We start from the raw sequence: 26,734 nt of genomic DNA, 5'->3' as shown, positions 1-26,734 counted from the left end.
AGAGAATAATATGCAAAACTTTAAGGCACCACAAAGAGATACTTTGTTTGTCACAAACGAACTGTTGGGGTTTCAAGAGCATTATGAACGTCTTGGTTTTGAGGATGCGAGTGATGATATAGTTAAAGCCATATATGCAGAAGCTGCAAAATTTGCAGAAAATGTGCTCGCACCACTAAATAGTGTAGGTGATGATGAAGGGTGTACAATTGACGATGGCGTCGTGACTACACCAACTGGCTTCAAAGAAGCTTATCATCAGTATGTTGAGGGGGGATGGCCCTCATTGGCACATCCTGTAGAGCATGGTGGTCAAGGTTTACCTTACTCTCTGTCTTCTTCACTCGCGGAATGGTTCTCAGGGGCAAACCATTCTTGGGCGATGTATCCTGGATTGAGTCAAGGGTGTATGGAAACCTTAAAGGCGCATGGTACAGAAGAACAAAAGAAAATATATCTAGAAAAGCTTGTGGAGGGCTCTTGGACAGGGACCATGTGCTTAACCGAGCCTCACTGCGGTTCTGACTTGGGCATGCTTAAATGTAAAGCTGAGCCACAAGCGGATGGAACATATCAACTAACGGGTACGAAGATCTTTATTTCAGCTGGTGAACACGATATGTCTGATAATATTGTTCACATTGTATTGGCCCGCCTGCCTGACGCCCCGGCCGGTACAAAAGGAATTTCGTTATTTATAGTGCCTAAGTTTAATGTGGATAGCGATGGTAATATCCTAGATCGAAACACGGTAAAATGTGGGTCGATTGAACATAAAATGGGCATCAAAGGCAGCGCAACCTGCGTCATGAACTTTGATGCTGCAAATGCAATATTAATCGGTGAACCAAACCGCGGTTTGAATGCGATGTTCGTATTTATGAATATGGCAAGAATCGGCACCGGTATGGAAGGTTTAGCGGCTACAGAAGCAGCTTTCCAAGGCTCACTGGCCTACGCAAAAGATCGACTACAGTTCCGCTCACTAACGGGTAAGAAAAACGTCGACGGGCCAGCAGACCCGATCATCGTGCACCCTGATGTTCGCCGCATGTTACTGACACAAAAATCCCTTAGAGAAGGCAAAAGAGCCCTCGCACTATATTGCACCCAGTTGGTTGACGTAACACTGTATGATAATGATGATGCTAGTAAGAAAATTGCTGAATCAAAGTTAGCACTGTTAACCCCTATAGTAAAAGCTTTCTTAACTGAAACTGCACAAGAAACAACAAGTTACGGTATGCAAGTATATGGCGGCCATGGCTACATCAAAGAGTGGGGTATGGAGCAGTTGGCAAGAGATACTCGCATTTGTACGATGTACGAGGGGACAACGGGTATACAAGCGATTGACTTACTTGCACGTAAAATTATGGGTTCTAATGGAAAATTACTAAGTGTCTTTACCGACGAAATTAAGCAATATTGTTCAACTATTAGGGATAAAAAGCAGTTCAATGCTTGGTCAAATGCGATTGAATCCCACGTCGATGAATGGTTGCAAATCACTCAAGATATTGGTTTGTCTGCGGCTAAAAACCCTGATGAACTAGGTGCTGCGGCAGTCGATTATTTAATGTATTCAGGTTACGTTACTGTTGGCTATTTTTGGTTGAAGATGGCTGTCGTTGCGCAAGAGCAACTTGATGCAGGGACCAGCGAAACTGATTTTTATCAGGCCAAGCTACAAACGGCTAAGTTTTATTTTGATAGAATGTTAACAAGAACACGTTCTTTAGTGTCAGCAATTCATTCTGGCTCAGAAAATTTGATGCAGATGGACGAAGAGTTATTTTATCAAGGTTAAGCCGACCTACTTGCTGTTAAAATAAAAACTTTTATTTAACAGAAGCACTAAAAAAATGCCGACTCTAGTCGCATTTTTTATGTATATCTAACACTCGCGAAAACAAATCGCTTAGGCAGCTTGAGCATGAGTTTGATATGCTTTACAGACTTCTGCGATCTGCTCTCTCATCCACATATGTGCATGATCATGATCAGCACTTACATGCCAATACAAAAAGTATTCAACAGGTGGAATATCAAATGGCATTTCATAGATTGATAGATCATAGTGTTTTGCTAGGTGGTACGGAATACAGGCGATTAAGTCAGTTTTGGAAATCGCGCTAGGCACTGTTAAGAAATGCTGACCGCGCATTACTATTTTACGTTTTTTGCCCATTTTATCCAATTCGATATCGATAGGGCCTGCGCCTGATTTTCTGTGAGAAACGTTGATATGACCAAGCTTTAGGAATGTCTCTAAATTTAATCCGTTTGATAACGCTGGATGATTTTTACGCGCTAGTGCAACAAATCTATCTGATGCAATTCGTTGCTTACAAAGGTGGGGGTCGGTAAACGTTGACGCATCAGCATAAAAATCCAAGCTACCGCTAGCCATAGCCGACACAACACTTTGCCTAGATACTTCATAGTTTGTTAGCGTAATATTAGGAGCACAATGCTGAAGCCTCGCCATTAATCTCGGCATGATGCTGACTTCTAATAGGTCTCTACTCGCAAAATGAAACGACTTTTGAGCTGTTGTAGGGTCAAAAACATGACTTTCTTGAACGCTTTTTCTCAATAGGGAGAGAGCGTCTCTCGCTGGCCCTATAATATTTTGCGCTACAGGGGTCGGGGTCATGCTATGACCTGTACGCACAAAAAGAGGATCGTTTAGCATCTCTCTCAAACGGGCAAGTGAGTTACTTACAGCAGGCTGTGTAATGCAAAGTACGTCTGCAGCTTTAGTTAGGCTGCCTGCCGTATAAATAGCATCGAAAACCGCAAAAAGATTCAAATCGATACGATTCAGATTCATGTTGCCAATTCCTTCTTGTCATTATCAAAAAATATGATGAAGTTATATTTAAGTAAACTATTTGTTACTTGTCCAAGTATAATTCAAAATAATAAAAAAAGAATTAAAATATTAGTTTTATTAATAAGAGAAGACGCCATGAAATTTTCAGATTTAACCCTAGGCCAAATTGTAGAAAGTGATCAGTGGTTGGTCATCAGCCAAGAGATGATACAGATGTTTGCCGACGCGACAGGTGATCATCAGTGGATACATTTAGACCAAGAGCGTTGTAAAAATGAGAGCCCATTCAAAACCACGATTGCACATGGTTTTTTAACGACCTCTCTCATGCCCAAATGTTTTGGTGAACTTATCACGATAGACCCAAGTAGACAGACTCTTCTCAATTATGGAGTAGATTCCCTCAGGTTTTTAGAGTCAGTGCGGGTGGATGATGCGATTAAATATCGTTTCGAGTTGATAGAAATCGAGCAGAAACCTAATGGCAAGCTGCACAAAGTTAAAGCGACAGTTTTGATAAAGGGAAGAGAAAAGCCTGCGTTAGTGGGTGTTTTTCTTTCCTTACTGATTGGATAATTTGAGTTTTCACCCCCAGTGGTCTGACCATATAGATCGATTATTATCACATATTAATAACAAATAATTTACAAACTGCAATTGTCGACCTAATATCAACTTAGCTTGATACAAATTAAGCATATTAAATTTAACACAATGAATAGCTGGTTTAGTCACGCGGGATTTGTGAGTAGGTTAGCTTTTGGGGACTCAACATGAAATTTACCGCTAGAAAGTCAGCACTTGCCGCTTTTGTTTCTGCACAATTGTTAGCTTATCCATCCATTTCGATTGCACAAGAAGCAGAAGAAGAGGCAAATCAAGTCGAATTAATCCTAGTCACAGGTAGCTTTGTAAGGCGAAGTGAAAACTTCGAATCGCCTTCTCCTCTTGCTGTTGTTGATAGTGTCGCCATTGATTCTATTGGTGCGAAAAATATCGGAGACATTACTCAAACTCTTACCATAAACACAGGTGCTGAAAATACACCAGATGCGTTTACACAAAATGCGACAGCCGGTACTTCAAATATAAATTTACGCGGTTTAGGGGTTGCGTCGACACTAGTGCTTTTGAACAACAAAAGACAAGTTGTTAACTCTCAACCAAACAATGGCGGTGTAAATTTCGTCGATACCAGTTCTTTAGTGCCGATGATAGCTATAGGAAGAATGGAAGTTGTTAAAGATGGTGCCTCGGCCCTTTATGGTTCCGATGCGGTTGCCGGTGTGGTTAACTTTATTACCAAGAAGAACTTTGAAGGTGCGCAGTTTAGCGTCGATTATCAAGATGGCGCCCATGGAGACAATAAAGAATATGTTGTGCAAGGTTTATGGGGAGCGGCTTCAGACGATAGCAGTATCATGGCAGCGGTCAGTTACACGAATCGGTCGCCTTTATTTACGTCAGACAGGCGTTTAAGTCGCCCTCAAGACGATACAAGTTCGCTTGGGATGCCAGGCGCATTTTTCATATTACCTCCCATAACTGCGGCTCCTACACCTATTATAGATCCTGGTTGTACTACTTTTGGTGGCGCTCCGATATTGCTTGCACCATCTGGTGTTGGACCTGGCGGCACCGATGTAGGATTCTGTGGGTTTGACTTTGGTAACACATACTCATTTGTTCCTGATGAAACTCGCGTTAATGCTTATTTCAAAGGAACACAGATGTTGACTGATGATATCGAGTGGATTACTGAAGTAAGTTATGCCAGAAACCGAGCAGAGCGGGGTGGTTCTCCATCATTCCCAATATTGACGCTACCCACAGTGCCAGCTGATCACCCTAATAACTTCTTCGGTTTCCCAGTTTCATTCTTTGGCCGAGAGTTGGGTAATGGCCAAGAAGGTGATCCAGCTAACACCGAGTCAGATACATTTAGATTTAGCACGATGTTAACAGGAGAGCTTGAATCAGGCTTCTGGGAGTTGAGCTTTACGAAAGCGCGCAACGATTTTATTTTTACTGTGAGAGACACGTTGGGACAACAGTTTCAAAATGCACTTAACGGTTTAGGTGGATTTAATTGTGACCCTGTGTCAGGTACACCTGGTCAAGGCGGATGTGAATACTTCAACCCATTTTCTTCAAACTTTGTGACGCCCAACAGTCAATCTGTGATTGATTCATTTACCGGTCGTCAAACCATTGATTCAGAATCAAATCTAGAAGTGGTTGAAGGCTTTGTATCGACAGAACTGTTTGAGATGGACGGTGGTTTTGCAGGTCTTGCTGTCGGCGCGCAGTATCGCTATCAAGATTTGACGCAGGACTATGACGAACTTTCCAATCAAGATCGCTTTTCTTTTGTAATCGGTAACCCTGATATCTATGGTGAACAAGACGTTTACGCGTTGTTTGGCGAGCTTGCGCTTCCTGTCACTGATGATTTAGATGTGCAAATAGCATTGCGTTATGAAGACTACGGCGGTACCACGGGCGATACGATTGACCCTAAATTTGCAGTATCGTATCGTGTAAGTGAAGACTTTTCATTACGCGGTTCTATTTCTACTTCGTTTAGAGCGCCATCGATATTTCAGCGTGATGGCGGTGCAACTAGCTTGAATCAAATGGTGGATCCACTCACGGGTGCTGCTGCATTTGCTGCTGCTAGAGCAACGGGTAACGAAGAATTGGTTCCTGAAGAATCGACTGCATACAACCTTGGTTTTTCACTTGAACCAATTGACGACTTGTCAATTGAACTAGACTACTGGAACTTCGATTTTACTAACTTGATTATTCAAGAAAGCTTTCAAGCGATCTTAAATGCAAACCCTCAAGATACAACTCGAATTGTTCGAGCAGGTGATCCATTAAACGGGCCATTGCTTCAGGTTAATACAACGTATGTCAACGCTAGTTCACTTGAGACTTCTGGTTTAGATATCGTGACAAGTTATAAAATTGAAACAGATATTGGTGATTTTACGCCATCATTCAATGCTACGTATGTTTTAGCGTATGATTTGGTCGACCCACAAGCTGGTATGATTGAAGGGGCGGGCAGTCGAAACTTTAATAACATCGGTGTATCAAGTCCAGAGCTGCGCTACAACCTTGGACTCAACTGGAAAACTGGTAGTCATTCGGCAAACGTATTCGTGCGTTATATTGATAGTTATGACGATGATCAAAATGATTTACCCATTGATAGTTATACCTCATTTGATGCGCAATATAACCTTGACTTAGGTGCGGTTTTAGAAACAGAAGCATCTTATGTGCTGACAATCGGTGGAATTAACCTAACGGACGAGAATCCACCACAAGTGTTTACCAATGCAGGGTTCGATTCTAAAGTACACGATCCAAGAGGTCGTCAAATTTATGCGCGGTTAGCAGTTCAGTTTTAGGATAAAAATGATTTAATATTTATGTATTAAAGTTCCTTTAACATAAGGGCATGATTAAAGAAAAGTTCGGTCAGAAAACCGAACTTTTTTTTCGCGTACTAAAATCTAAAATAACGATAAAAAACCAAAGGATTTTCAAATGACAGAAAAACTAACAGAAAGAGAAATTGCGCATCACTTAGAAACTCTGAATAAATTAGCAAAAGACGACATGTGGGTAATCGTAAATGGCAAGCTTCATAAGCAATTTAAGTTTAAAAGCTTCATACGAGCATTCGGTTGGATGTCTCAAATCGCAATATGGGCAGAAAAGTTAAAACATCACCCAGAGTGGTTTAACGTTTATAACACTGTGAAAGTTGATTTAGTTACTCATGATGTTGGTGGAATTAGCGAATTAGATTTTCAATTAGCTACAAAAATGGAAACGTTTAAAAGTTAATTGATTGAAAAGTGTACTAAAAATTCATAATTCGCTCGTAAAGTAAGCAATCAAAACTTTTTTATAAAAAAGCAGCTAACAAGGCTTGCTAGTTTAAAAGCGCTATGTATAATACGCACCACTTGAGAGGCTTAAGCAACTCAAACCAGAATTGACGCGGGATGGAGCAGTCTGGTAGCTCGTCGGGCTCATAACCCGAAGGTCGTAGGTTCAAATCCTGCTCCCGCAACCACAAACAAAAGCTCGCTATTATTAGCGAGCTTTTTTGTTTTTGGGCGGTTGGTTCGAAAGCTCAAAACAACGTTTATCTGAACACAGAATACCCTTCAATTTCAGTCGTCTTGACTTCAATACACTTGTCATTCGTAAAACAGATATTAATCTCGCTTGGTTTATCTACTAATCTCAACCAATCAGCTTCGCTTATCATTGCAGAATCAACATCGTTTATGGATTCAATGATACTACCTGCAACAACATTTGCTTTATCCGCAGGCAAATCAGGGAATACGTACTTAACAAAAAGGCGACCGTCACGCAGTTTTCTGAGGTCTAATCCAGCCAAGTTGTACTTAGTTTTAAACTTAGCATTGGGATACTTCCTGAAAACAAACTCTTCGTTAGGATAATCAATAATAGTGACAAATTGATTTAGTAAAGCACTGCCAAAGATCCACCAATCATCCTCGTCTTCACTTTTGATAACATTTGCTTTGACTTTGCTAATTGATAAGTCTGCAATATCTACTTGTGGGAGCGTCATTCGCTTGTGCTCTGCCTTACCGCTCATGCCAAAGTCAGCAGCATCAATAGTTTTTGTAGGAAGCGAGCCAAGGTTATTATCAAGAAAAGCGGTATTTAGCTTTAAATAGTGACGACTACCAGTGTCAATGACGATGTCTCTAGTTGTGCTTTTGTCGAGATTAAAATGAACCGTTGCAGGGATCGAAATTTTGGACAGAGAGGTGTTAAAGGGCAATATGATATCCGATTGGTAGACAGTTTTTTTTTCACCCGAAATGGTTATTTGATTGTTAGCTTTGTCAAATGTCCAAACGAAGTGTTTCATTAAGTCATGTCCAATAACACCGTCAAAAATGGCTTCATCTTGATGGTGATAGTATTGAGATTGGCTAACAGCAATGTAAGCTAAGTTAACATCATCAAATGTAATCTTACCTAGCGAAAGATTCGACAATTTGGTTTGATAAGCTGGGGTGGCATTATCTTCACCCCAGCCCGCCACACTTAGTGCGAAGCCCTTTTCAAAGCTAAGGTTTTTGACCGCTGGCGTGTCGAAAAGCATGCTAAACGAGGCCCCGGTATCTACTAAAAACAAAAGTTCCTGCTTGTTGTTAGCAACAAGCTTTATATAAGGCTTCTCACCAATATAGCGAGTACCAATGTGTACTATTTGAGGCGTTTCGTCACTCCATTTGGGTATAACACCGTTATTGGCATTCATCATTCTCAAACTATTGACAATTGAGCAACCGCTCAACGTCATTAATACCGTCATAAAAATGGTGAAGGTTCTTATTGTCGATACTAAATATCGTTCCTTTATTTTCAGGGAGTTGTTCATCTGTTTCCTCATCAACTATTTCTATGATGCAACTTTAAATTTTGCAAAGTGAATTTCAGGTGAAAATTAGCAAAGAAAAAACATGAAAATTAATGTCATCGGTTTCACCTTGAATTGACCCATGAATATTTAAATTAAGGCTAATTATTTATTTAAGCTATAGGAATAACGCTGTGAAATTTATAAAACGCATTACAATATCCGCCATGCTGTTATCTTTGGGGGCTTGTGGTTCTTCAAACAACAATAGTCCAATAACAACAGATGCCATTGACCCAGCATATCAAGGAATATGGCTTGCTAACGACAAAGGCTTAGCAATTAAAATTGGTGAACGGACTGTTGAAAATTATATGTTTACTAGTGATTTTTGTTTTCTAACTGAAGATGCTGATGAGGTTGAAACAAGGGACTTAGAACGCTATGTCAGTATAGAGAGCTCAGGAAGTTTATATTGGTTTGCAGGGTATGGACCAAGAGAAATGTCGGCATCTGGCTTTGAACTCATTTCTACTAGTGCATTACCCAATGCTTGCGAAACTAATCTAATTGCACTTGAAGGCCAAGATGGTTATCAGGAAAACCCAGAGCAGACCTTCTCTATATTTAGTCAAATATTCGAAGAGTATTACATGGATTTTGATTTGCAAAATGTAGATTGGACAGGATTAAAGCAAACATATTCAGTTGGCATAACCCAAGACTCAACAAATCTCGATCTGATGATAGCAATGGACGCTATGATTAAACCATTACGTGACGCTCATACATCGATTACAAGCGAATTTGGTACTGTATCTTACAACAATAAACAGGTTCTTACAGAGCGCCTGATAGAGGAGTTTGCAAATACTGAGGGCTTGCCTTATCCGATCCCTGGTGAAATCGTCACTGAAGCAATGCTAGAAAATCTACAAGCCTTTATTTCTGATTCTATTGAACTGCAAAAAACGTTAATACTAGATTATGCTGACGACGCAAGCAGTGTGATCTTCAGAGCAGATGGAGATGTGTTTTGGTTTGTAAATGAAGGGATTGGATATTTGCACATTGGGAAGATGATTGATTACCACCCTGACAATGAAGATGCAGATGATTTGCAAAATGATACCAACGAACTTGCTAGCTTAGACCAAATTTTAGATGAAGCATTGTCAGATTTGCAAAATGTAGATGGATTGATCCTAGATATAAGGACTAATAACGGGGGGCACGAATTTATAAGCCTCGCCATCGCGAATCGATTTACTGATGGCAATGTATTAGCCTATACAAAAAAGCATGGAAAAACCTCACCAGAGGTGGAAGTATATTTAATGCCAAGGGGCGAAGTTCGATATACAGGGCCAATAGCACTTTTAGTTAGCGCTAGCACGGTGTCGGCGGCAGAGACCTTTGCATTGTCTATGTCTGAATTAGATAACGTTGTGTTAATTGGTGAAGCAACCCAAGGCGCATTCTCTGATATTATGAATTGGGAGTTGCCACAGGGGTTTGACTTAGGTTTAAGTAGTGAATATTACTACAGTGCCAATGGGAGTTGGCTTGAGGGACAGGGTGTCCCTGTTGATATCGACACTTCATTTTTCAGTATTGATGAGCGTGAGCAAGAATATGACGCTGGTATTGAAGCAGCTATCGATTGGTTTAAGCAATAAATTAGCTATAAATGAAAGGGAAAAGGAGAGTTAGAATGTTTAAAGGAATTATTGGATTGATAGTTGTTTTGTTTACTCAGCAGACTTACGCGAATACGCAAGTATCTGTTGGTACAGGCTATCAACACGCCTCTATTTTGGGAGCCCAGTTAGCCTATAATGATGGGGTTAATCGTTATTATGTTGCTGCTGGAGTTGTTGGTTATGGTCTGGGTTATGACCGTGTCGTTAGCAACAATAAAAAGCATAGCGTTGGTATCGCAATCGGGTCTGAAGAACTTACTAGCGAAAATGGTTTTGCAGTACTTACATATAACTATTACTTCACTAATAGCAATGAGTCTGGATGGAGAATCGGTGCCACTGTGGGGCGCCGAAAAGAAGATGTTGCCTCATTTTTTGGCGATTTTGGCGAAGTAAAAACCCATTCAGCAGTTTCATTTGATTTATCCTATTTGTTTTAGGTTTTTGAGAGAGCGTATTAAGGTCATATAAAACAATGAAAAAGGTCATTAGGGTTTTACTAGTCGAAGATAATCAAGCGATAGCTAATCAAATTATTCAGTTTTTGGAATCGCATGGTTGGGATGTTGATTACGCATCAAATGGTACTCAGGGAATAAAGCTTGCTCTGGCGTTTAGTTTTGATGTTATTATTTTAGATCTTAACTTACCCGATATAGACGGGCTTCAAGTTTGTCAAAAAGTAAAGTCTGAAGCAAAGTCTAATGTACCAGTTTTAATGTTGACCGCTCGCGATGCTTACGAGGACAAGGTTAAAGGGTTTGGTTTGGGAGCTGACGACTACCTCACCAAACCTTTTGATTTAAGAGAGTTAGCATTGAGATGCGAAGCAATGTCAAGAAGGCCCAAACTTCACGAAGATAGTAGACTTAAAAAAGGCTTACTCTCAATAGATACTCGCTCGTTAGTAGTCACTTGGGGTGACGAACAAATAAAGGTTACTAAAGTTGGCTTTAATATACTTTATAAACTCCTTCTCGCTTCACCTTACCCAGTTAGTCGTTCTGAGCTAATAGACCACCTATGGGGAGATGAGCCACCTGAAAGCAATGCTTTAAAGTCCCATATTTATTCGCTCAGAAAATCAATAGAAAAGGTAACAGATGCACTTTCATTGAACACTATCAGCAATATAGGGTATCTATTGAAGGGTTTGGATGATTCGCTTTAAAAGCCTAAAAACAAGGCTGTTGATTGCATTTGGCCTGCTGTCACTAATCATTTGTCTATTCTTTATCAGACTATCGAGCTTACTGATTGAAACTGCTGAAACAAATGCATTTCAATCAATGCTTATAAAAGAACAAGAAAGGTTGTTGCAGCAAGAAAATTCCGAAAAGCCATCACTTCTTCAATACACAGTTTTGTATAAATCTATCAACTCTGTCCCTCAGGATATTCGTATTGCAATGGCCAATCAACACAGTGGAAGTTTTACAACAAGCGATGGTATGCACTATGTATTTAGACTATTTAAAAATAAAGAAAATCAAAGTGTTTTATTGATGAACGTGGGTTCGTTTACAGCTAATCAATACTTGAGCCAATATAAATCACTTTTTTTGTATAGCATTTCTGTGGCCGCTTTTATTTTATGTGCTCTTAGCTCTTGGTATCTCGCAAAACTGCTTTCCCGACCGATTGAATTACTGACCAAACAAGTGAAAAACAAAGCAACTCATTCTCAGTTAGTGATCAAGGAATCAAACAATATTGAAAAAATTTACGGCTTGGACAGACATGATGAAATAGGGATGCTAGCAAATGCTTTAGATGATTCTTATACGAAAATTGAATCTCTGTTAGTGCGAGAGCAAAACTTCACGCGGGATGTCAGCCACGAGCTTAGAACACCCATTACGATTATCAAAAATACCTTAGCATTACATGAGCACCAGTATTTAGATGCTGAAGAGTTTAACGTTCTTCAAGAGTCAACAAATGAGTTAGAACAAACTGTCGAGGTGTTGTTGGCTTTGGCACGTCAAGAAAATTTGAATTTTAAATCGTTAAAGTTGCTGCCTATTATCGAGCAAGCAGTATTAAACTTATTTCATAAGTACCCGGATATTGAATTTGAAGTGGATTTAGATATCAATTCAAAAGTCACCGCACACTGCAATGCCGCTTTGTTTGGTTTGTTATCACAAAACTTGGTAAACAATGCGTTTTATCATGGAGGTGGGCGGAAGATGAGTATTAAAGAAGTTAACAATGAATTAGTTTTCGAAAACCCAATAGTCACTTCCTCCAACAAAACATCATATAGAGGTTTGGGACACGGACAATATTTAGTCAAGCGAATCGCTGAACAAATGAATTGGAAAGTGAATATTGTCAAGAATGGCCAAGTCTATAAAGTTGCTTTTCTTATCAAGTAACTAAATATTTAATGGCTATGTTTCACCTGTTATTCACCTAGCGAAGCATAAACTGCATTTTCTGGAAGTTATTTTAAAGGATGCAGCAATGTTAGGTTTGTCACTCTCTGGTATGTTTAAAAAGATACTGAAAAGTATGTTCGTTTTTGGCGCAGTGCTACTTGTTTATTTTACGTTAAGTTTAGCATTGGTTTTTTGGCCAAATTCACTTCCATTTGAAACGATTCACAATATTTCGTCAGAAAGTAAACTAGGCTCTATTAGCCCTGACACTAAAAATGGTTTTAGGTTTATAACCAGAGATGGGGAGTCTTTGTTTGTTAAGAAGGTCGGAGAAAGCTCACATACACAGATAATCTTTTTACACGGGATTGCATCAACTCATAAAACGGTATTGAAAACTGCAAAGTTACTAAATAGTAAAACAGGCTCACAAGTGCTTCTTCCTGATTTAAGAGGACATGGAGAGTCAGGCGGTACTGCATTTGATGTCGCATACAAAGGGCAGTATGAAGATGATCTTGAAGACCTTATTTTACACTTAAATGAGCGAGGCAATTACAATATGCCCAGAGGACAGAGTCAGCTAGATAGAAAAATTCTAATTGGTGGTCACTCTATGGGAGGCGGGATAGCGATGAGATACGCGCTAAAAGAGCATAAGCCTGATGTAGATGGTTATCTGCTATTTGCCCCAAACTTTGGCGAGGGACCGACACAGAAGAAAGTCGGCGGCAATGAAAGCCATAATGCTCCTATCCACTTTGATACGAAAAGAATGATCGGCATATTAATGTTGAATTCGATTGGGGTAACTCAATTGGACTCGTTACCTATCATGTACTTTAATTTTCCTCCTCAAATGATGGCCTATAGCTATGCGTCGATAATGTCTGCCCAGCCTATTCGTCCCGATAACACTGAAATGGCACTAGCATCAATAAAACAACCCTTATTAACAATAGTCGGCAGTGAAGATGAGGTTTTTGTCGCGAGTGCTTACCCAGACTTTATTGAACAAAATACAGTTTTGGGTGAAACAGTGTTAGTTGATGAAACAGATCACATGGGGGTGTTGTACAGTGAAGATGCAATAGACAGCGCAGCACGCTGGTTTAATAAGTTATTTTGAGAATTTAGCTATACAGTGGCAATTAAGTTTTCTGTCTAAACATCAATATACCAACTATAAGGAACCAGATTATCTGTAATAGTCCAAAAATCGCGCCAATTGGTTGCAGTACAGGGACTAAGGTAAAGAAGCCAAATATGCTGATGAAATAACCAAAATAAGCGAGAGCAGAAGGGAGTTTTCGGGTTTTCAATATGCACGTATTTATTAATACAACCCATATCGCACCAACCCATTCTGCGCCTTCGCCTAAGCCCATTTGAATCGAGTATATATCTCGCCATAAATCTAAGCTTGTATCCCCAAGCTTAAAGTGCCCGCTAAATAAAAATTCAATGGATAAGATAGCAATTAGACCGCTCGCAAATATATAACAAGACCAAAGATAGCTCATTAACATTGTTATTTGTTCAAGTGAGGAAGGTTCTTTTGACTTTGTTCTCAACAATGAAATACTCAGTATCAACATGCTAACGCCAAACACTAGGTATACCAAGAAATACCAGACTTGCATAAGCAAGCTGGATTGTGAAAGAACCTTGAAGCGTTGATCTGGGCCATCATTAAAATCAGGTACTATGAGTAAAACAAGGCATAGACCGATGATGAAACTGGATGCACAAATAAATGAAGCGATCGCTCCGGCACGTTGTTGGTTATTCATTCCATTCCGATTAACAAAAATTAAATGATTGAAACTATAGTATTTGTTAGCCGCATAAGGTAACACATTAACCCTTGAAAACATAAAGCATTGGTGTTCAAGGTAGAGACTCCGAATTCAGTTGTTTTTGCTCTTGTGGTGCAATGTATCGAGTTAGTTGACAAATAGAAGTTAACAAAGCCCAAGGTTTAACAAATAAAAAAGCCCTTCTAACAAAAGGGCTTGGATGTTTCTCGATGTCGGTTTTGAGCTTCGTGCTTGCTTACGCGGACATACGCGCCATTTGTGACCAAGTAATTAATTCAACTCTATTTCTGCATTTAGTTTTTCTAAATATACTATAAATATGAGTCTTCACAGTGTTTACGCTGATGTGAAGCTGGTTAGCGATTTCTTGGTTCTGTGCACCTTTGGCGACCAAACTAACAATCATCCATTCACGCTTTGTCAGCACAGAATCAACCATTGCACTGGGATTAATTTCAGGTAGAACATTTGTAGTTTGTAAACTACTTGCCATTAAATCATTCAACACAGCATTAAGTGTTGCGCGTTTGAACCAAGATTCACCGTTAGTGATTGATTCTATTCCTTTTAAAATGATATCCCTTCTATCATCTGTGTAAAATACGCCTTTTATTCCTTGCATCAATGCCTTTTTCTCACAAATACCTTTGCCTGGCGCATTTAATAGCACAATAGAAGGAAGTCTAGTTTCCATTCGCAAAATTTTGTCGACGGTCGCATTCGAGTGATTGTTACACATATCAATACAAACGATATCTGCTTTTAACGCTAAGTATGACATATCCTCACTGTCCAACTTTCTTAGCTGAACATTAAAGCTACAAGCTTCTAAAAGTGAATAAAACTGTTCAATTGATTGGGTAGGGAGTTTAGCGCCATTCTCAACATGGGGCGATAATATTACAGCGGTTTTAGAGACCATCATTATGCATATTCCATATACTAATTGTGAGGTGTATTACCATCAAAAGTCACTTGATGTGCCAAAATCGTCTTTAACTGCGACAAAAAGGCTACACGTTTATTATTATTTTACGAACTTTCCTATACCATACCGATTAAAATTGTGTTAGGCAATAGTGATATTTTGTTTTTAAAGCAGTTTTTGAGCTAATTGGTAAAATACTACATTTGTTGATTAACTAATAATCGAATTGTGATTGTTTTTATACTTTCTTAGCTTAAATGTCTTTTATTTTCATGCCTGACTCTTTGTGGTTAGCTACGTTGTTTATTAGTCACTATTCAAAAAATGATATTAGCTATCTAGTGAAACATGAAAATAAGCTAAGTTCATAATAAACACAATATTGTGGAGTTAATATGAAGTATGTATGTATTTCATATTAAATATTGACCGTCTTTGATGTGCTAAACATACCACACAACAACAATCACTATGAAATCATATTTGCCATAGATAAAGTAGGCGCGTATACTACACCCACTTAGGTATAAAGCGTGTTCTTCTTGAGCTATTTATGCACGAGTAGTTCAAGGCGGCTTGCTTAAATTATCAAGCAAGTTGTACATCGCAGTATGATATGAGCTCCGCTTTGACCGGGGCTTTTTTGTATCTGGCGCAATGGTAAATCAAACGTCAGAATGAAATTGGGCTGTTTTGCCCTTTTTTTATATGTGGAGTTAATAATTGTCACAATTAGAAAAACGACTAACCGAAATGCTAGTTTCACCAGTTGAAGCCTTGGGCTTTGAGTTGGTTGGTGTTGAGTTTGTTCGCGCTGGAAAACACTCTATATTACGAGTGTATATAGATAAAGAAACAGGAATCGATGTGGACGATTGTGCTGATGTAAGTCATCAAGTCAGCGCTGTGTTAGACGTCGAGGATCCAATTACGACCGAATACAATTTGGAAGTATCTTCTCCAGGTATGGATAGGCCTTTGTTTAAAGCTGCTCACTACGAGTCAATTGTTGGTGAAACAGTGTCTGTGAAATTGCGAATGCCAATTGATGGCCGACGCAACTTCAAAGGCACTCTGCTGAGCTGTGAGAGCGGGATTATCTCAGTTAAGGTGGATAACGATACTTTTGAATTAGCAGTTGAAAACATAGAAAAAGGCAATTTAGTGCCTAACTTCGATTAATAGACAAATGTTAAGGATGACTCAATTGATTGAGACATCATTGGAGCAAAAATGAGTAAAGAAATCTTATTGGTAGCAGAAGCTGTTTCAAATGAAAAACAAGTGCCAAGAGAAAAAATTTTTGAAGCCCTCGAGTTCGCGCTTGCAAGTGCCACTAAAAAGAAAAATGAAGGCGAAATAGAAGTCCGCGTGAGTATCGATAGAGAAACGGGTGACTTCGATACGTTCAGACGCTGGTTAGTGACTGAAGACGATCACGAGCAAGAGAACCCTTACGCGGAAATTACCATTTCGGCTGCACAAATAGATGAGCCAGAGATTCAACTGGGCGATTACGTTGAAGAACAAATCGAGTCTATTGCGTTTGATCGAATTACTACGCAGACGGCTAAGCAAGTTATCGTGCAAAAAGTGCGCGAAGCCGAACGTGCTCAAATGATTGCCGAGTATGAAGACAGAGTAGGTGAGTTAGTCACCGGTACCGTCAAAAAAGTGAACCGAGACAATATCATTATTGACTTAGGTAACAACGCTGAAGGTGTCATCTACCGCGACGATATGTTGCCAAGAGAAACATTCAGACCAGGCGATAGAGTACGTGGTTTGTTATATGTCATTAGACCCGAAGCTCGCGGTGCACAGTTGTTCATCAGTAGAACACATCCAGACATGTTGGTTGAGTTATTCCGATTAGAAGTACCAGAAATCGCAGAAGAAACGCTTGAAATTAAAGCAGCGGCTCGCGATCCTGGTGCTCGTGCAAAAATAGCTGTTAAAACCAATGATAAACGCCTTGATCCTGTTGGCGCATGTGTGGGTATGCGCGGTTCTCGTGTTCAAGCTGTTTCAGGTGAACTCGGCGGTGAGCGTGTAGACATCGTTTTATGGGATGAGAACCCAGCTTCTTTCGTTATTAATGCAATGGCACCTGCTGAAGTCGCTTCTATTGTTGTTGATGAAGATTCAAAAACAATGGATGTAGCGGTTGAAGCAGACAACTTAGCACAAGCAATTGGTCGAAGTGGTCAAAACGTCAGATTAGCTAGCCAACTCACCGGTTGGGAATTAAACGTAATGACCGTTGACGATCTAAACGCGAAACACGAAGAAGAAAACGCAAAAGTATTAAGCGTATTCACTTCAGGTTTAGACATCGACGAAGAATTCGCAAGCGTACTTGTTGATGAAGGTTTTACGTCTTTAGAAGAAATCGCTTATGTCCCAGTAAGTGAATTGCTTGAAATCGAAGGTTTGGACGAAGACTTAGTTGAAGAGCTTAGAAACAGAGCGAAAGCTTGGTTAACGACCAAAGCCTTGGCTAATGAAGAATCGCTTGAAGCATCAGAACCAACAGAAGAATTGCTTAACCTTGAAGGTATGGATAAGCATTTAGCATACGTACTTGCAAGCAGAGGCGTAACCGACTTAGAAAGCCTAGCAGAACAAGGTACAGATGAAATCAGTGATATTGAAGAACTTGATGAAGAAAAAGCAGGTCAGCTTATTATGGCTGCTCGAAACATCGTTTGGTTTAATGAAGAATAGGTCAACAGGGAGACAGTATTAATATGGCAGAAGTATCCATAGAAAAACTCGCCACAGACATTGGCACAACCGTTGATCGTTTGGTTCAGCAGTTTAAAGACTCAGGTGTGACGAAAGCCGCAGGTGATGTCGTTTCAGAAAGCGAAAAGAAAACCTTACTTGATTACTTAAGTAAACAACACGGTGGCACAGGCGCAGAAGCACCTAAAAAGATGACTTTGCAACGCAAAACTACTAGCACGATTAGTTTGGGTAAGTCTAAAGCGGTTAAGGTCGAAGTTCGCAAAAAACGCACTTACGTTAAACGCACAGATGTTGAAGAGCAGCGTTTAGCTGAAGAAGAAGCAAAGCGCCAAGCTGAAGAAGCGCAAGCAAGGCTTGAAGCTGAGCAAAAAGCAGCTGAGGTCGCTAAAAAAGCAGCTGAAGAAAAAGCTAAAAAAGCTGAAGAAGCTCGCAAAGCCCAAGAAGCAGAGCGTGCGGCAAGAGCAGAAAAAGCGAAGAAAGAAGCTGAAGAACGTAAGAAAAACGAACCTACACTTAGCGATGAAGAACGTGCTGCTCAAGAAGAAGCGCGGGCTGAAGCTGAACGTATCAAAAAGCAGCAAGAAGAAGAAACTCAGCGCAAGCTAGAAGAAGACGCTAAAAAAGCGGCGGAAGAAGCGCGCAAACTTGCTGAAGAAAATGATAAGCGTTGGAAAGAAGAAGAAGAACGTCGCAAGAAGCAAGAAGCTGAAGACGTGCACCTCCACTCTAACCGTTATGCACAAGAAGCGGAAGATGAAGAAGACATGCAAGTTGAGCGTTCTTCTCGTCGTCGTAAAAAGTCGAAAAAGAATGCGGGTGAAGACCTTAAACACGGCTTTAATAAGCCTGCCGCACCTGTTGAGCGTATCGTCAAAATTGGTGAAACAATCACCGTTGGCGAACTAGCAAGCCGTATGGCTAAAAAAGGTACTGAAGTAATTAAAGCCATGATGAAAATGGGCGAAATGGCGACAATCAACCAAGTACTCGATCAAGACACTGCAGTGCTAGTAATTGAAGAAATGGGTCAAAAGTACGAGCTAGTAAACGACAATGCGCTAGAAGACGAATTGATTGCAGATACTGCTTCTGGTGAAAAAGTCACACGTGCACCTGTTGTCACTATCATGGGTCACGTTGACCACGGTAAAACTTCACTACTTGACTATATTCGTCGAGCGAAAGTTGCCGATGGCGAAGCAGGTGGTATTACGCAGCACATCGGTGCCTACAGTGTAGAAACTGATAACGGTCGTATCGCGTTCTTAGATACACCTGGACACGCCGCGTTTACCGCAATGCGTGCTCGTGGTGCTAACGCTACTGATATCGTAATCTTAGTGGTAGCAGCGGATGATGGTGTAATGCCGCAGACTAAAGAAGCGGTTCAGCACTCTAAAGCTGCTGGCGTTCCTTTAATTGTTGCGGTTAACAAAATGGACAAAGAAACTGCCGATCCAGACCGCGTTAAAACTGAGCTTTCTCAATTAGAAGTTATCTCAGAAGAATGGGGCGGTGAGCACCAATTCGTTAACGTATCTGCAAAAACAGGTCTTGGCATAGATGAGCTTTTAGAAGCTATTACATTACAAGCTGAAGTACTTGACCTTAAGGCAGTAAACAAAGGTGCTGCTCGCGGCATCGTCATTGAATCACGTCTTGATAAAGGCCGCGGTCCAGTTGCTTCTGTTTTGATTCAAGAAGGCGAGCTTAACGCTGGCGACATTTTACTATGTGGCGAAGAGTATGGTCGTGTTCGTGCGATGCGCGATGAAAACGGTAACCAAATCAAAGTGGCAGGACCTTCAACACCCGTCGAAGTGCTTGGTTTATCAGGCGTGCCGATCGCAGGTGAAGATGCATTAGTAGTTAAAGACGAGCGTAAAGCACGTGAAGTAGCTGCTAAACGTCATACAAAACAACGCGAAGTGAAACTTGCTAAACAGCAAAAAGCGAAACTTGAAAACATGTTTGCGAACATGGAAAGCGGCGATGTAAGCGAGTTAAACGTGGTACTTAAAGCCGACGTTCAAGGCTCTATCGAAGCAATCGCAGATAGTTTAACCAAGCTTTCAACTGACGAAGTCAAAGTCAACATAGTAGGTAGCGGAGTAGGTGGGATCACCGAGACTGACGCTAGTTTAGCTGCAGCGTCTAGCGCAATTGTAGTTGGTTTTAACGTACGTGCAGATGCAACAGCAAGACGCGTAATTGAAGCCGAAGAAATTGATTTGCGTTACTACAGCATCATTTATGAACTAATTGATGAAGTAAAAGCTGCGATGAGCGGTATGTTAGCACCTGAGTTTAAACAAGAAATCATCGGACTTGCAGAAGTACGTGATGTGTTTAAATCGCCAAAACTTGGTGCAATCGCTGGTTGTATGGTAACTGAGGGTGTTATCAAGCGTAGCAATCCAATTCGTGTATTGCGTGAAAACGTTGTTATTTACGAAGGTGAGTTAGAATCACTTAGACGTTTCAAAGATGATGTTCAAGACGTCAAAAAAGGTATCGAGTGTGGTATCGGCGTTAAGAACTACAATGATGTAAAAGTAGGCGACCAAATCGAAGTATTTGAAATCGTCGAAGTTGCACGAACCATTTAATTATAGTCTTTACTAAATTTTAAATCGGTAACTCATATAAACGGGGGCACATTGCCTCCGTTTTTGTCATTAATACTGTCTCATTTAGGGCAGTACGATTAAAGCAAATATGAGCAAGGCAATATGAGCCAATCGTACTTTAAGGAGTTTTTATGGCTAGAGAATTTTCTAGAACAGACCGCGTAGGTCAACAAGTTCACAAAGAAGTCGCCAGTATTTTACAAAACGAATTTAAACACCGTGAGCCTGATACAGGTTTCATCACCATTAGTAGCGTTGAGGTGTCTCGCGACTTAGCTCACGCTAAGATTTATGTCACTTTTTACGGCGATGACGAAGACGTTATCAATGCTGATCTCGTTAAACTAAAAGATGCTAAGCCGATGGTTAGAAGTCTGTTAGCAAAGCGTTTAAGAATGAGAAGCGTACCTGATTTGCATTTCTTTAGAGATGAATCAATCACAGAAGGCATTCGAATTTCGACCCTTGTCAATCAGGCAAGAGCGTCTGATGACGCAAAAACACAAGGCAAAGACGAAGAAGAGTAATGGGCAGAAAACGCAAAGGCCGCCTTATCAACGGCGTTATACTGGTTGATAAATACACGGGTGAGTCATCAAATTTTATTCTTCAGCAAGTTAAACGGAGTTTTGGCGCTGCCAAAGCAGGACATACTGGCGCGCTTGATCCGCTAGCAACCGGCATGTTGCCAATCTGTTTAGGTGAAGCGACCAAGTTTTCACAATTTTTATTAGAAGCGGATAAAACCTACATTACAACTGCGACACTTGGTGTGAGAACTGATACCTCTGATAGCGATGGTGAAGTAGTTGAAACCAAGCCCGTTGATGTCACAGAAGCGCAAATAGCTGAGGCGTTAAATGGTTTTAGGGGGCAGATAAAACAAGTTCCATCAATGTTTTCTGCGTTAAAGCACAATGGTAAGCCACTTTATACTTACGCAAGGCAAGGGATTACAATTGATCGCGAAGCGCGTGATATTACTATTTATGAACTTAAGTTATTGCGGTTTGAGGGCGACGAACTCGACCTCGAAGTTAGGTGTTCAAAAGGGACTTACATTCGTTCACTCGTCGACGATATTGGGCAAGTGCTGCGTTGTGGCGCTCATGTCAGTATGTTGAGAAGAACTCAAGTAGCTAATTATCCAGCTGATCAAATGATCACAATGAATAATTTATTGGCTTTATCTAAGACTATCAAAGACACTGCTGAATCGACTGAACAAGAACCTGACTACCAAACACTAGATAAGCTTTTATTACCAATGGACACTGCGGTATTAGCGCTTCCAAAATTGTATGCGACTACTGCTGGAAAATTTGCATTCTCACAAGGCCAACCGGTTGATGTCGAGCACTCACTTGATAAAGAACAGTTAGTAAGACTTTATTTGGAAGAGCACGAGACATTCTTGGGCATTGCAACAATTGATGATAGCGGTCGACTTCAACCCAAACGAGTTGTGGTATATCCCTAGCATAAAGCTTGTGTATTAAACGAAGATCGTTATAATACGCGCTCTTTCGGACATGACTGAATTAGTGATCGGCATGTCTTATCTTTAAATCCTTAATATTAGGAGTAATTTATGTCACTAACTACAAAAGAAACTGCAGACATCATCGCAGAATTTGGTCTTAAAGAAGGCGATACAGGTTCACCTGAAGTACAAGTTGCATTGTTAACTAACAACATCAACAAACTACAAGGTCACTTCAAAGATCATAAGAAAGATCACCATTCACGTCGTGGTCTATTGCGCATGGTTAGCCAACGTAGAAAGCTTCTTGATTACCTTAAAGGCAAAAATCAAGATCGTTACACTGACTTAATCAAGCGTTTAGGTCTACGTCGATAAGCGTTAGCGTTTCGTGAAAAAGGCGCCGTTTGGCGCCTTTTTTGTATCTAAAATATCTGTCTAGTTAAGCTATTCTGCGATATCCGAATGCAAGTTCAGTGTATCGCTCTTAACTTGCTGGTTGCTGACTGTTTTAGTGGCTAATTCACGTAGTTGGGTTTCTAAATCAGCGATTTTTGATAACAGATCACCATTTCGTTTTTCTAAAAGCATAATTTTTTCATTAAGTGCATCAATTCTTGTGCCTTGACCTCTTGTCGCTTCTGACGCTTGTTCCGCACTTACGCTAGCAGCAAGAATATCGTTTGCTTGATTATTTAACTTGCCATTTATCCCATCTACTCTTGAGATGAGCGCTTGAGTACTTGATTGTGCTTCGCTTGCTTTCTTATCTATGCCCGTTAATAACTGTTGGGTGTCCGTTTGTACTTTTTTGACCTGCCCATCTAATGACTTAATATCTTGTTGGTTGCGTCTCCAAGCAGAAGCCCACAGCTTGTCCATTTGATCCCAAAGCTCATTTGACTTATTCGTCAATTCGGTAACTTTCACTTGCAATGCAACCGTTGAATTTCCTATTTCTTCGCCTGTCGCTGAAATTTTGTCTTCAAGAGAAAGAATTCGAGTTTCTGCAGCATTGGCTCTTTTCTGTTCAGCTTCTATTTGTTTATATAAAAATACATTCACGCCTAAGGCAGCAACCGCAAACATAAACGCGATAACACCAAACGCGTTGCTGGATTTTGGTGCTGCGGATTGGGATATTGCTGCACTTTGAGCACTTTTATTTGAGGTCTTTCGTTCGATAGGTCTGTGCTCATCCATATCGATGTTTATTGTCGGAAAATCTTTATCATCTTGCTTATTTGACATGTTGAGAACTTCGTTATTGTTGTTTTTCCTGATGTTAAAACAAAACTATTTTTTATGCATGTTATTAAGCTAAAAATGTCACTTTTGATTAAAGAAACAAGTCCTTAGCGCGGATATATATATTAGACAAGTATATATGGATGGCATATATTGATTTTAGGTAAACAAATGAGTTACAAAATTCAGTGAAGTTAAGAAAAAAGCTATCATTTGTTTTAGGTCTGCGCAGCTTACTTTTAGTATCTTTGCTAGGACTCTTAATGGCGTTTCAACAGACGTATTTCGATTTTAAAAATCGAACTGAGGATATAAATGCCTCGATATCGTCCATTATTGATTCAAACAAAGCGTCTGCCTCTAGAGCAGTATATTTGATGGACCCTAACTTAGCAGAGCAAATTGTTAAGGGGCTCAGCTTGTTTGAGTATTTTTCTTATGTTGCTTTAGTTGACGATCGCGGTGAAACAATGTTTGAGATTGTTCGCGAAGAGCTGAGGTACATTAACCCAGTGCTATCTCTCGTTGCACCTAATTATACAGAATACAGTGTTGACGTAGGCGAAGGTAATTTTTCAGGTAAACTGATTCTTCAAGCTAACAACCATGTTGCGCTAAAAGAGGTGTATCAAAGGGCTATTCGTACGTTTAGCATTTCATTACTTGGCTACATGTTGCTTTCTCTCGCTTTGGTTTTACTCTACCACAACTCACTTGCCGTTCCACTTACTCGCCTTGCCAAAAGGCTGCAACGCGTCAACACCTCGTCAATAACAGAGCAGTCTATTGCTCATATTAAAGGGCATGAATCCAATGAGTTTAGCTTGATTGTTGATTCTGCAAATGACCTTTTAAATCGTATCGCCTCAGGGCAATTGTTGTTGACTCAGCGAAGCCAGCGTTTTCGTTTAATTCTTGATACTGCCCCGTTGCTAATTTTTGCAATAGACAATGATGGGCTTTTTGCGTTTGCAAATAAATCAACTGCCGCATTCTATGGTTATTCAATATTTGACCTTAAGGGTAAAAACGCCGAAAAGGTAATTAAAAAGATAGACGCGGATTTGAATCAAAAAATACTCTTATTCATGAACAGTGAGCAGCGACAGCTAGATCTTACTTGTCCTATGATAAATGCTAGTCAACAAACGACGATTCACGAAGTCTCGTTAGTTAAATTTCACACCTTTGACGGACAGAGTTTACTTGCGGTCTGCAATGATGTAACCAAAAGAATAGAAGCAGAAGCTCAAATCGAAGCGCTAGCTTATAAAGACCCACTCACAAACCTACCCAATCGCAATAGACTGTTTGACATATTAAAAGAAGCTAAGCCAATACAAGATACTGATAAATACGATGTTGCTATCCTTGCCGACTTAGACCAATTTAAACGCATAAATGACACCCTAAGTCACAGTGTAGGAGATATTCTCATTGTTGAGTTATGTGATGAATTGGTGAACCAATTTTCTTCAACAGGTGTTGTAGGGCGACTTGGAGCAGATGAGTTTTTATATTTCAGAGAAAATTTAAGTAACGATTTTGAAGTTGCAAAAATAATGGCTACTGAAATCGCTGAAAAAATTAGGCTTTGTATTAATAAAGACATCAAACTGTCTATGCATAGCTACTCTTTATCTGCGAGCATCGGCGTGGTTGTATTTAGACGGGGAGAACATAGCGCTGACTTGATTTTACAGTATGCAGATACAGCTATGTATGAATCTAAAAAACGAGGTCGCAATTGTGTAACCATGTTTAAAGATGAAATGGCAATGCAAGCTGCTAAATTATTAGAGCTTGAGCGCGACATTACCAAGGCGATGCAAGATGATGAATTTTGCTTTGTGTTACAGCCAATTTACGATTCAACTTCTTCCGAAATTGTTTCTGCTGAAGCGCTTATAAGATGGCAAAAAGGTGATGAAACGATATCACCAGATTCATTCATCCCGTTTTTAGAGGAAAGTTCTCTCATTATCGAAGTTGGCGATATTATGCTTGATAAGGTTTGTGCCTTTCTTGCTAAAGTCCAAAGTGCAGGCTTGCTAAAAGATGACTTTAGAATCGCGGTAAATATTAGTGGTAAACAGTTTTCAGATGAACGCTTTCTAGAGCGAGTTATCGGTACTCTGCGCAAGCACCAAGTGGCTGGTCATCATTTAGAGATGGAAATCACAGAAAGCGTTGCTTTGGAAAACTTGGCTGAAACAATTGACAAGATCCACGAACTCAAAAAGCTTAAAATAAGTTTTTCCTTGGATGACTTTGGCACTGGTTACAGTTCTTTGAGTCACCTTAAAGATCTTCCAGTTGATAAATTAAAAATTGATAGATCATTTATTAATGATATTTCAATAGATAAACAAGATGAAAACCTTGTCCGCTCTATCATTCAGCTATCAAATAACCTTGGGCTAACAACGGTTGCTGAAGGTGTCGAAACTCAGCAGCAATTAAACTGGCTCTGCAGCACGGGCCACATGCTTATCCAAGGTTATTTGTTTAGCCGACCGCTTTCTCCAGACGTTTTTTATAGTCAGTTCTTTTCGGATGAATAAAAGCTTTAATGAAAAGCATGGAGCAAACTTCTTAATTATAACGGCGACCATCTTATTGATATTATTGGTTAGTGGTGTACATCCTGCCTCAGCCCAATCTAGTATCCATGAAGAAGACCAAACGTGTGTGGTAAGGTACCCCGCTAGATTAAATTCAATTTATCCCTTTGCTAGTTACCCCAAGATATTACTTCAAGCTGCAATAAAGGTAACTGAAAATGAATTTGGGAACTGCCGATTAGTGCACGTGGGCGGTTACAGTGAACTAAGAAAAGTTACCACATTAACAAAAAACGAAGGTATTGATGTTGCGTGGTTTCCAGCCTCCAAAGAACTAAGTGAAAAATTGCGGCATATCAGCGTGCCAATCCGGAAAGGAATGTTGGGCTGGCGTTTGCTACTAACGCACAAAGACAAATCGATTAATATTTCTCAAGCAGAAACATTAGTAGGTATACAAGGGTTAACGTTGGGCTATGGAGCAGATTGGATAGACTTACCTGCGATGCAAAAATATTTTCCAAAGGTAGTGATGTCGAGTAATGCAGACAATCTTTATCAAATGTTGGCCTTTAAACGATTTGACATTTTTCCGAGGGCGATACACGAAGCGTCGGCAGAATTAATGTTTTACAAATCCGAATTCCCGCAGTTGCGTGTTGCCCCTAAAATTGCATTGTATTATCCACAAGCGGATTTGTTTTACGTAAATCGAAGTAATAAAGCGCTGTATAATCGGTTAACGAAAGGTTTGTTCATTCTAATCGAAGATGGTACCTACGACCGGCTGTTTAATCGATACCATAAGAGATATATTTTAGAGGCAAATTTGATGGATAGAAATGTGATTAAATTAGAAAACCCAAATATGCCTACTGATGTTTTATTTGATGATACTAGATTATGGTTTGACCCGAGTAAATACGATTGATAAATTACAAAACTCAAAATACTTC

General features: G+C 40.0%; 22 protein-coding genes and 1 tRNA gene. 18 read left to right on the top strand and 5 right to left on the bottom strand.

Annotated elements, in window-relative coordinates; translation table 11 throughout:
* The first annotated feature begins 10 nt into the window (after positions 1-10).
* A complete protein-coding gene (locus KUL10_RS02480) occupies positions 11-1,810 on the top strand; it encodes an acyl-CoA dehydrogenase C-terminal domain-containing protein (protein ID WP_110427308.1) in 1,800 nt (599 codons plus the stop codon).
* 111 nt (positions 1,811-1,921) lie between these two features.
* Here KUL10_RS02480 and KUL10_RS02475 read toward each other — a convergent pair whose 3' ends face one another.
* Positions 1,922-2,836, bottom strand: coding sequence for a LysR family transcriptional regulator (locus KUL10_RS02475; RefSeq protein ID WP_110427307.1), 915 nt, complete (start codon positions 2,834-2,836; stop codon positions 1,922-1,924).
* 138 nt (positions 2,837-2,974) lie between these two features.
* Here KUL10_RS02475 and KUL10_RS02470 point away from each other — a divergent pair, with 138 nt between their 5' ends.
* The 4 genes from KUL10_RS02470 to KUL10_RS02455 all read left to right on the top strand — a co-directional run bounded on the left by KUL10_RS02470 (position 2,975) and on the right by KUL10_RS02455 (position 6,935).
* On the top strand, positions 2,975-3,415 hold the full coding sequence (locus KUL10_RS02470) for a MaoC family dehydratase (protein WP_110427306.1): 441 nt from the start codon (positions 2,975-2,977) through the stop codon (positions 3,413-3,415).
* Positions 3,416-3,612: 197 nt separating this feature from the next.
* Positions 3,613-6,261, top strand: a complete 2,649-nt coding sequence (locus KUL10_RS02465) for a TonB-dependent siderophore receptor (RefSeq protein WP_110427305.1) — start codon at positions 3,613-3,615, stop codon at positions 6,259-6,261.
* Between the two features lie 139 nt (positions 6,262-6,400).
* Positions 6,401-6,703, top strand: coding sequence for a 4a-hydroxytetrahydrobiopterin dehydratase (locus tag KUL10_RS02460; protein WP_110427304.1), 303 nt, complete (start codon positions 6,401-6,403; stop codon positions 6,701-6,703).
* Between the two features lie 155 nt (positions 6,704-6,858).
* Positions 6,859-6,935: transfer RNA gene (locus tag KUL10_RS02455), tRNA-Met, on the top strand.
* A 72-nt stretch (positions 6,936-7,007) separates the two neighbouring features.
* Here KUL10_RS02455 and KUL10_RS02450 read toward each other — a convergent pair.
* Positions 7,008-8,288 carry a retropepsin-like aspartic protease gene (locus KUL10_RS02450; RefSeq protein ID WP_158525298.1) on the bottom strand — a complete coding sequence of 427 codons (1,281 nt, stop codon included), beginning with the start codon at positions 8,286-8,288 and terminating at the stop codon, positions 7,008-7,010.
* A 173-nt stretch (positions 8,289-8,461) separates the two neighbouring features.
* Here KUL10_RS02450 and KUL10_RS02445 point away from each other — a divergent pair, with 173 nt between their 5' ends.
* The 5 genes from KUL10_RS02445 (at position 8,462) to KUL10_RS02425 (ending at position 13,483) form a co-directional block, all read left to right on the top strand.
* Positions 8,462-9,946 (top strand): S41 family peptidase, encoded by a 1,485-nt coding sequence (locus KUL10_RS02445; RefSeq protein WP_110427302.1) that lies wholly within the window; start codon positions 8,462-8,464, stop codon positions 9,944-9,946.
* 35 nt (positions 9,947-9,981) lie between these two features.
* Positions 9,982-10,410: a hypothetical protein gene (locus KUL10_RS02440; RefSeq protein ID WP_110427301.1), complete on the top strand. Its 429-nt coding sequence runs from the start codon at positions 9,982-9,984 to the stop codon at positions 10,408-10,410.
* A gap of 35 nt (positions 10,411-10,445) precedes the next feature.
* Entirely contained in the window at positions 10,446-11,141 is a 696-nt protein-coding gene (locus KUL10_RS02435) for a response regulator transcription factor (RefSeq protein WP_110427300.1), read from the top strand.
* Complete coding sequence (locus KUL10_RS02430; protein WP_110427299.1) at positions 11,128-12,351, top strand: HAMP domain-containing sensor histidine kinase; 1,224 nt, start codon at positions 11,128-11,130, stop codon at positions 12,349-12,351. Before KUL10_RS02435 ends, KUL10_RS02430 begins: the two co-directional genes overlap by 14 nt.
* 88 nt (positions 12,352-12,439) lie before the next feature.
* Positions 12,440-13,483, top strand: a complete 1,044-nt coding sequence (locus KUL10_RS02425; RefSeq protein ID WP_110427298.1) for an alpha/beta hydrolase — start codon at positions 12,440-12,442, stop codon at positions 13,481-13,483.
* A gap of 22 nt (positions 13,484-13,505) precedes the next feature.
* Here the strand turns inward: KUL10_RS02425 and KUL10_RS02420 are convergent, their stop codons facing one another.
* Positions 13,506-14,147, bottom strand: a complete 642-nt coding sequence (locus KUL10_RS02420) for a hypothetical protein (protein ID WP_110427297.1) — start codon at positions 14,145-14,147, stop codon at positions 13,506-13,508.
* A gap of 262 nt (positions 14,148-14,409) precedes the next feature.
* Positions 14,410-15,099 (bottom strand): helix-turn-helix transcriptional regulator, encoded by a 690-nt coding sequence (locus KUL10_RS02415; RefSeq protein ID WP_110427296.1) that lies wholly within the window; start codon positions 15,097-15,099, stop codon positions 14,410-14,412.
* Between the two features lie 726 nt (positions 15,100-15,825).
* Here KUL10_RS02415 and rimP point away from each other — a divergent pair.
* From rimP to rpsO, 6 genes are all read left to right on the top strand, one after another.
* On the top strand, positions 15,826-16,284 hold the full coding sequence (gene rimP, locus KUL10_RS02410) for a ribosome maturation factor RimP (protein ID WP_110427295.1): 459 nt from the start codon (positions 15,826-15,828) through the stop codon (positions 16,282-16,284).
* Positions 16,285-16,335: 51 nt separating this feature from the next.
* On the top strand, positions 16,336-17,829 hold the full coding sequence (gene nusA / locus KUL10_RS02405; protein WP_110427294.1) for a transcription termination factor NusA: 1,494 nt from the start codon (positions 16,336-16,338) through the stop codon (positions 17,827-17,829).
* A gap of 23 nt (positions 17,830-17,852) precedes the next feature.
* Positions 17,853-20,462, top strand: coding sequence for a translation initiation factor IF-2 (infB, locus tag KUL10_RS02400; RefSeq protein ID WP_110427293.1), 2,610 nt, complete (start codon positions 17,853-17,855; stop codon positions 20,460-20,462).
* Positions 20,463-20,614: 152 nt separating this feature from the next.
* On the top strand, positions 20,615-21,010 hold the full coding sequence (gene rbfA / locus KUL10_RS02395; RefSeq protein ID WP_110427292.1) for a 30S ribosome-binding factor RbfA: 396 nt from the start codon (positions 20,615-20,617) through the stop codon (positions 21,008-21,010).
* Entirely contained in the window at positions 21,010-21,963 is a 954-nt protein-coding gene (truB, locus tag KUL10_RS02390; protein WP_110427291.1) for a tRNA pseudouridine(55) synthase TruB, read from the top strand. The genes rbfA and truB overlap by 1 nt, the downstream gene beginning before the upstream one ends.
* 111 nt (positions 21,964-22,074) lie before the next feature.
* The gene (gene rpsO / locus KUL10_RS02385; RefSeq protein ID WP_110427290.1) at positions 22,075-22,344 is read left to right on the top strand and encodes a 30S ribosomal protein S15; all 270 of its coding nucleotides are present in this window, start codon (positions 22,075-22,077) and stop codon (positions 22,342-22,344) included.
* Positions 22,345-22,413: 69 nt separating this feature from the next.
* Here rpsO and KUL10_RS02380 read toward each other — a convergent pair whose 3' ends face one another.
* Positions 22,414-23,217, bottom strand: coding sequence for a hypothetical protein (locus KUL10_RS02380; RefSeq protein ID WP_110427289.1), 804 nt, complete (start codon positions 23,215-23,217; stop codon positions 22,414-22,416).
* 260 nt (positions 23,218-23,477) lie between these two features.
* Between KUL10_RS02380 and KUL10_RS02375 the strand changes: the two genes are divergently transcribed.
* Together KUL10_RS02375 and KUL10_RS02370 are read left to right on the top strand one after the other, a co-directional pair.
* Positions 23,478-25,778: a bifunctional diguanylate cyclase/phosphodiesterase gene (locus KUL10_RS02375; RefSeq protein ID WP_233499672.1), complete on the top strand. Its 2,301-nt coding sequence runs from the start codon at positions 23,478-23,480 to the stop codon at positions 25,776-25,778.
* Complete coding sequence (locus tag KUL10_RS02370; RefSeq protein WP_110427287.1) at positions 25,771-26,709, top strand: transporter substrate-binding domain-containing protein; 939 nt, start codon at positions 25,771-25,773, stop codon at positions 26,707-26,709. The genes KUL10_RS02375 and KUL10_RS02370 overlap by 8 nt, the downstream gene beginning before the upstream one ends.
* The last annotated feature ends 25 nt before the right edge of the window (positions 26,710-26,734 follow it).

It is taken from the genome of Glaciecola sp. KUL10 (assembly GCF_003203515.1).
In the GTDB taxonomy this organism is placed as follows: Bacteria; Pseudomonadota; Gammaproteobacteria; order Enterobacterales; family Alteromonadaceae; genus Glaciecola.
Note: the sequence above shows the minus strand (reverse complement) of the source record. Positions and strands in the feature narration are given on the sequence as shown.